The 6,874-nt window shown below is 36.3% G+C and carries 3 protein-coding genes and 1 pseudogene; 2 read left to right on the top strand and 2 right to left on the bottom strand.

Annotated features, from left to right (window positions below; genetic code table 11):
- Positions 1 to 17 precede the first annotated feature (17 nt).
- Both NI470_RS15860 and NI470_RS15330 read left to right on the top strand, forming a co-directional pair.
- Positions 18 to 3,869: a beta strand repeat-containing protein gene (locus tag NI470_RS15860; RefSeq protein ID WP_253154018.1), complete on the top strand. Its 3,852-nt coding sequence runs from the start codon at positions 18 to 20 to the stop codon at positions 3,867 to 3,869.
- Positions 3,870 to 4,236: 367 nt separating this feature from the next.
- Positions 4,237 to 4,743 (top strand): cytosine permease, encoded by a 507-nt coding sequence (locus NI470_RS15330; RefSeq protein WP_253148969.1) that lies wholly within the window; start codon positions 4,237 to 4,239, stop codon positions 4,741 to 4,743.
- A gap of 244 nt (positions 4,744 to 4,987) precedes the next feature.
- On the opposite strand, the gene NI470_RS15335 is transcribed toward NI470_RS15330, so the two are convergent.
- Positions 4,988 to 6,010: a hypothetical protein gene (locus NI470_RS15335; protein ID WP_180087568.1), complete on the bottom strand. Its 1,023-nt coding sequence runs from the start codon at positions 6,008 to 6,010 to the stop codon at positions 4,988 to 4,990.
- A 272-nt stretch (positions 6,011 to 6,282) separates the two neighbouring features.
- Positions 6,283 to 6,874: pseudogene (locus tag NI470_RS15340) on the bottom strand (ISNCY family transposase); the annotation flags it as partial.

Here is a 6,874-nt window from a genome sequence, read left to right on the forward strand (position 1 = left end):
CCGACAACATCCAACAGGTGATCACATACATCAATGAAGCTGGTACAGCGGTTACCTTAACAGCGACGAAAGCGGAAAATGGTAGCTGGACCCTGGATAATACTCCTACAGATGTCAGCATTGATGCGATAACAGGTGTTGTGATCCTGCAGCCGGATGCAGTTACAGACTTCACCCAAGTCGACTCGACGGGTACCGATCAGTATGACAATACTGCAGATGCCACTGTTTATAGCGGTTATGATGACACCACGGCTGAAGCAGCGGATGCTCCGGTATTGACGGCCAATGATGATGGTAGCGTGACAGCACAACCAGGTGCCGACAACATCCAACAGGTGATCACATACATCAATGAAGCTGGTACAGCGGTTACCTTAACAGCGACGAAAGCGGAAAATGGTAGCTGGACTCTCTTAGATGCTGAAAATCAGTCAGTGAATTCCCTTATTGCGACGATTAATGTTGGTACGGGTATTGTCACCCTGCAGCCGAATGCAGTAAAAGACTCTACTCAAGTTGACTCGACGGGTACCGATCAGTATGGCAAGACTGCGGATGCAGCACCTGTCATTAGTGTTCCAGATAATGTGGCTGCGGCAATTGATATTACCTCAATTAGTGAAGATACAGGGGCATCCACTATTGATTTTATTACTAGTGATACCACTCTAACTGTAAATGGTATTTTGGTTGGTAATTTGGGGTCGGAAGAAAAAGCTCAAATAAGTCTAGATAATGTGAACTGGATAGATTTGACAGTATTTGGTGGTATGTGGAGTTATTTTGATAATCGTGATCTAACTAATGGTGAAAGTTACACTTATCATGTGAGAATACAAGACTCATCTGGTGGGACTATAAGTTCAGTAAGTAAGACAGTTATAATAGATTCAATTAACGCGCAAGATGACACCATCGATCTAGAATTGGGTTCGCAAATTGCAGAAATTTGGGATGAACCAATTAATGAAGAAGATGTGGATGTTATAGACTCTAATCTGCTTATTAATTCAGATACCGCAGGTGTTGATTTTACAGTGCCAAAAAGTTCTTTAAATGGAGATCAAAACCGTACAGGTGATGTAGTAATTACTGTTACGCAAGAGAATTTACTTGCCGTAGCTTCAGGTTATAGAGTGACTGTTGTACGTTTAAATGCTGATGGAAGTGTCACTGAAGTAAAGGTCGCAACTACAGAAAATGGTTTACTACTAGGAAGTGAAATTCTACAGTTATTAGATGTTTCAAGTGATGTGAACACAATTGGCTTAATGGTTAATGACTTACCAGAAGGTAATTACCGTATCATTGTAGAAAATGATGAAAGCGAACTATCATCATTGTTAACAAACCTTACTCTAGCTAATCTAGGCTCTGGAGAGCAGCTATTAGGTGCTGAAAATCAACAATTAATTCTAGATGCTCTACAAAATGCTGTAGGTGGTACTGTATTGACAGATGCGGTGCTTGATGTAGTGACTAGCCTTCTCAATACAGTAAATGTTTTACGATTAGATATTTTACTAGACGCGCTTGAGCCTGTTTTAGTGGATACAGGTCTTCTTCCTACTTTAGATGGTGTAGTTGATTCTATTGTTGCCAGATTAGTAAATAATACGTTGAGTGTTTTAGCTAATGTAGATGTAACTGTAAATGGTGTGGAAAGTTATTTCCCTGTTATAAGCATTTCTGGAAACATCTTCGAGGATAATGGTTCTGGTTCTGATAATCGAGGAGCATTAGGGGATGCAACTGTAGCAACCGTAACCGATAATACTGGTGCGCTGATATCTATTCCAAATGATGGTTCTAATATTAAAATTGTTGGATTATATGGTACCTTGACGATTAATAATTTGGGTGAATATACGTACGAAGCGAATGGCGATCAAAATGCGATTGATAAGTCCGATATATTTAACTATACACTCATTTCTTTAGACGGGTTATTAACAGACTCAGCTACGATTACAATTAATTTGTCAGGTAATATTGTTCCTGATGCAAATCAAAATATACTCTATGCTGTAGATAATGATGTCAACACTATATTGAACGCAGCACCTAAAACTACTACAAATGAGTTAGGAAGTGAAACTGCATTTACGCTCGTAGGTGTTGATCTTGGCTATGTACTTGATTTAAGTCTTTTAGATACAGACGATATGATTTCGTTAACTGTAGATGAAAATACAGTACGAGATCTAACTATAACTGCGAATGCTGGTGGAATCGCTGTGGGAGCTTCTTTTGATTTATATATATATAAATATGATCAAGTAAGTGCTACTTATAAGCAATTTGATGTGCAAGAAAACTGGTTTACTGTTGTTCTATTAGGAGGAAATTCAGCTCCCTTATCATTAAGTTTACCAGAAGGTGAATACCGTTTAATTTTAGCTCCTGATGAGGGAATTACGATTGCCACGGGTTATACTTTAAACATAACTTCCGATCTCACATATGATTATAATGATCCTGATGTATCTAATGTTAAACTAATAACAGGTAATATTATTACTGATGATAATGGTTTGGGGGTAGATATAGCACCTTCGGGAACGATTGTGACTACGGTAAAAGGCGTAGCGATTGCTTTAAGTGGAGATACTGTAATTCAAGGGAAGTACGGTATTTTAACTATTACTTCTCAGGGTGAATATTCATATGATGCTATCGCGATTCCAGAATATGGTGTAACAGATAGCTTTAGTTATACAATTTATGATTCGGTGAGTGGTTTATATTCATTTGCTGATTTGAATCTTCGTTTTGATGTTGTGAATGCTGTGAATGATTTTTATGATTCAGCACTAAATGTGACAAATCCAGCAGCTACACTAAATTATAATGATAGTGCCGGATTAAATACTTTAAGAGATGTAGAAAATAAAGTTTATGAATTCACTATTCAAGATAATAGTTTTAATATCACCTCTATTCAATTAATGGCAAACAATATTGGTCAATCTAATGTTACGATTAGCTATCGTTTAATAAGTGTTAATAGTGAGAGTGAAGAGGTAATTCCTCAAAGGACACAAACATCAGGTGAGCCTTTACTGTCTGATACAATTAATTTATCAGCAGGTACTTACCAGCTTATTTACAGCATTGATGTTCCTAATGGATTTTTGCAAGCGGGTGCTACATGGGATTTGACAGTTAATTCTAAAACAACGTCAGGTAATTTATTGGTTAATGATATAATGTCTTTCCCGGACTACTCATCAATCACGATAAATAATCAAACAGTCTATACTGCAAATGATTTAGATAATGTCACAGGTCCTGACAGTATTACTATTGCTGGTAACTATGGTTCATTATTACTTAATAGTGATGGGACATATGTATATACGCAATCAGGATCGGCTTTCGGTTATGAAGAATTTGAATATTCATTGAACTCGCCTTCTGGTTCTTCAGATACCGCTATTCTAACGATCAATGCAGGTAAAAACTTTACAGGATCTGTTGGTCTAATGGCTAGTACAGCCGGAGGAGATGTATTTAACTCTTCTGTTGGTAATATGGATACAGTAATTTATAACGTGATTGATCAGACAGACAATGCAGGCGGTAATGGCACTGATACCTGGACTAACTTTAATGTAGGCAGTACGTCACCCAATTCTGAAGCCGATATGATTGATATTAGCGATCTATTGGTGGATTATGCTGGAGATGGTAGTGCTACTTCACTAGCGGATTATTTAAGTGTTACATCAGACGGTACAGATACAACCATTAGTATCGACCGTGATGGAACAGGAGGTCAGTATCAATCTACTGATATATTGGTTTTGAGAGGTGTAGAGACTACACTTACAGACTTGGTTAATAATAATCAATTCATAATCTAATTATACCAAGGTTTAGTCCGGAAATAGGTGAATACTTATTTCATAAAAGTGCCTGATGAACTTCATCAGGCACTTTTATGTTCATTCCTATTCAAGATTTTAAGCTGAAATCTATAAATTGGAGTTGATTAAAAATAATTTATAAAAAAGATCTATGGAAATAAAGCGATTTATTTAAGCGCCCAAAATAAAACCAAAAAATGTTTTTAATGCACAATAATGTATCTATTAATTCTGTTTCAAAGTAAAAATATGTGCAAAATGCCCATATTCCATGATTTAAGTAGCTTAAATTAACCAATTAAAAAAGCGGCACAGCTCTTGCAATTCAGCACTCAAGAATTTAAATCGAATAGGAGTGTTGAATATGAGTGCGCATGCAGAATCGCCTTTAACAGAAACACCGCTTTCACAACGTAAAGGCTTTCTCCCAATAGCTTTAGTTTTATTTAGTTTTACTTTTTTCACAGGAACCATGTTCGCTGGTGGAAAAATTGGGGTTGCCTTTGAATTTACAGATATTTTATGGATTGTGGCTATAGGTAACTTACTATTAGGAGCTTATGCCGCCACCTTAGGATTTATTTCTGCACGTAGTGGTTTAAATACAGTTCTCATGGGACGTTTCTGCTTTGGTAACTGGGGCAGTAAATTATCGGACTTCATTTTAGGTTTCGCGGAATTAGGCTGGTTTGCTTGGGGAACCGCGACCCTTGCGATTTCACTCGGAAGAATTCTAGGTTTTTCTGACAGTCTACTCATCCCATTAATGGTGCTGTTTGGACTTGGTTTTTCTGTTACCGCAATTGTTGGTTTTAAAGGGCTTGAATATCTATCCCGAGTATCGATGGCATTGTTGCAAATAGTGATTTGAGTCGATGATGTTCCCTTTAAAAAGTGCTTAGAGACCGAAAACCCTGTTGATTAGCCATTTTATCTAACTAAAAGGTGTCTACAAAATCGGTGGCTATTCATAAAAAGACACCTAAAAAGGTGTCTAAAAGATTAATAAGTTTTACTCCAATTAAATATTGTATTTTCAGCTACTCTAATTTACAGGCTCTACATTTTTACTTTGATACTTAGTTAGGCTATTCATTTCATTCAAAAATTGGCAATTAGTTCTTTACTAGGCCTAATAATGCTATCTTTAAAGTATCTGAGGCTATTTTATTGTAGGCATTGCAAATTCCGAGGTTGAATTGAGTTGGGTTATCATATTCATCCTTGAGTTCATAAACAGCACCTGCATCATAATTACCTTCATATAATTTACCATTTTTAAGAATAACCGCTTTACCGCGATAGCCTTCGCCATGATAAAAATTATATTGTTGAGACTCCGGAATATATGCAACCTGATAGCTAGCCCATGTTTCTACTATCGGATTGTTATCAGATGCTTTTTGTTCTGCTATCCATTCAGCGATAGTCTTATTTGTAAAGTCATCAAACTCGCTAAAACTTATATTTGGTTGGTTGTATTGCTGAGTCAAATATTGATGGCAAACGGAATCTTTTGGAAATGAGCCAGAGATATTTTTAATTTGATTAGAAAGGTTTAACCAATTTTTATCATTTTTGAGAGATTCTCCAGGATTCTTTAACAGTTCAGTAGTGACATAAGCAGAATTTAGGGGGCTATTATTTAATGAAATATTTTTAAAGGTAAGAGTAGACTTAAATTCAGGAGTTTCACTATCAAAAGTTGTAATAATTTTTCCATTTGAATTTGAAACCAGATATTGAGGATGTTGGCTATTGGCTGAGTAATAGATTTTATTTTTAGTCAGCACATATTCTTTACGAAATTGCCAAGCTGGATCATATTGGATGTTTTGTTGATACAATGTCTGTGTATTTTCATTAATTTTATTATTTAAAGTAGTCTTGTAATTTTCTATAAGAGAAAAAATATGGTCCTTCAACCCAACATCTACTGCTTTGATTTTATATTCAGCAATAGGAAACTCTAAAGTATGAACAGTTGTGTTCGATGGTGAACCATCTAAAGGTAAAGTAGGTGGTGTAGAAGTAGCATTATTGCTGTCATTATTTTGATTTACTTTAGAACTTGAACCTCCACATGCTGTTAGTAAAAGTGCCGAGCTAATCAGGAAGGTTAATTTTTTAATCATCATTTGTTTAAAAACTCAAATTATTTAAAGTACTTAATGCTTCGGTTTCTTTAGTAATTTGGAACATTATTTTATATTCACAAGAATCCCAAATACATAAGCTACTTCAGCAGTGTCATTTTCAATCAAGCTCATCTTATTTTTTAATAAGAAAAGAATCAATGTAGGTATTAGAAAATACATCAAAATATTCTCAAATGATCTCTATTTTTTGGAAAAACTGTTATTCCCCAATTAAAATGTCTATGCGATAAACCATTTAAAATCTCCTGTTTTTAACTGCAAGAGTCAAGCACAGGATTTAAATTTCTTTGTTCAATAACAGCTTTCTGAGCTTTACGACTCGGCATACTTTTCTTGGCCCGGGAACGTTTATTTTTTTTTCCAATTCTTCATGTTGCTGTTGAATATGCGCCAGAATCGAGCCTAATCTTTTATTCTCAACCACTTCATTCTGCTGTAGTCCAGCCAGTTTATTGAAGACGCTATAGTTGATCTTCCGTCCTTCATGCATGATCGCCACAGTGCCATCCGGGTACTCCAGAAATGAAATGTATTGCTCAACAAGCTTATGATTTAGCTCTGTCGGTTCAAGCAGATAAATACACTTGTCATACGTGATGGTGAGGTTCTTCGTGACCTTACGCGTTTCCTGCCAGGTGAATATATCCTCCAGCTCAGCATCAGATTCAGTTAGAGGACGATGTAAGTTCTTTGAATTTCGCGCACACTTGGCAAACTTCTGGTTGAACTGCTCAATAAAGCAGGGCAACCATGCATTGGCCTCAGCAATCGAACTGATGCCTTCCAGACGCATCTCCTTGATCAAACGGTCTTGAAGGGTTCTATTCGCGCGTTCTACGCGAC

The organism is Acinetobacter lwoffii (assembly GCF_024129115.1).
In the GTDB taxonomy this organism is placed as follows: Bacteria; Pseudomonadota; Gammaproteobacteria; order Pseudomonadales; family Moraxellaceae; genus Acinetobacter; species Acinetobacter lwoffii_T.

What these genes read in the sequence shown, in the direction of transcription:
- NI470_RS15330 (WP_253148969.1), top strand. Translation starts at nt 4,237, where the DNA reads ATGAGTGCGCATGCAGAATCGCCTTTAACAGAAACACCGCTTTCACAA.
- NI470_RS15335 (WP_180087568.1), bottom strand. Translation starts at nt 6,010, where the DNA reads ATGATGATTAAAAAATTAACCTTCCTGATTAGCTCGGCACTTTTACTA.